Annotated in this window: 2 protein-coding genes; both read right to left on the bottom strand. The window is 62.4% G+C overall.

From position 1 onward, the window contains the following. Window positions 1-163, bottom strand: a 163-nt coding sequence (locus AC1DPX_RS35215) for an ATP-binding cassette domain-containing protein (RefSeq protein ID WP_477242636.1), incomplete at its 3' end; no start/stop codon positions are given. 8 nt (window positions 164-171) lie between these two features. Further along, window positions 172-321, bottom strand: coding sequence for a hypothetical protein (locus AC1DPX_RS35210; protein WP_477242634.1), 150 nt, complete (start codon window positions 319-321; stop codon window positions 172-174). Between the last annotated feature and the right edge of the window lie 30 nt (window positions 322-351).

Raw genomic sequence — 351 nt, 5'->3', positions numbered from 1 at the left:
CTTCCGGGTCGATGCCCAGGGAGATGTTGATCAGCGATACGCATTCGCCCTGGATCACCGCCGAGCCGCTCGTCGGCCTGTAGATGCCCGACAGCACGCGCAGCAGTGTCGTCTTGCCGGAGCCGTTGTGGCCGACAAGGCCGATGCGGTCCCCCTCGTTCACCGAAAAGCTTACATCCTCCAGTCCGCGACATGGCCATCGACCCGACGGTCGATCGCGCCGCCCGTGGCCACACTCAGTACACGGTTCTTGAGGGACCGGCTTGCCGCGTTGAAGACCGGAAATTCGACCGAGACGCCGGTCAGTATGATGGAAGCCATAGCAGGGATCATAGCCAGGGATCATAGCCA

The sequence above is a fragment of the Mesorhizobium sp. 01N446 genome (assembly GCF_056399285.1).
Note: the sequence above shows the minus strand (reverse complement) of the source record. Positions and strands in the feature narration are given on the sequence as shown.

What these genes read in the sequence shown, in the direction of transcription:
- AC1DPX_RS35210 (WP_477242634.1), bottom strand. Translation starts at nt 321, where the DNA reads ATGGCTTCCATCATACTGACCGGCGTCTCGGTCGAATTTCCGGTCTTC.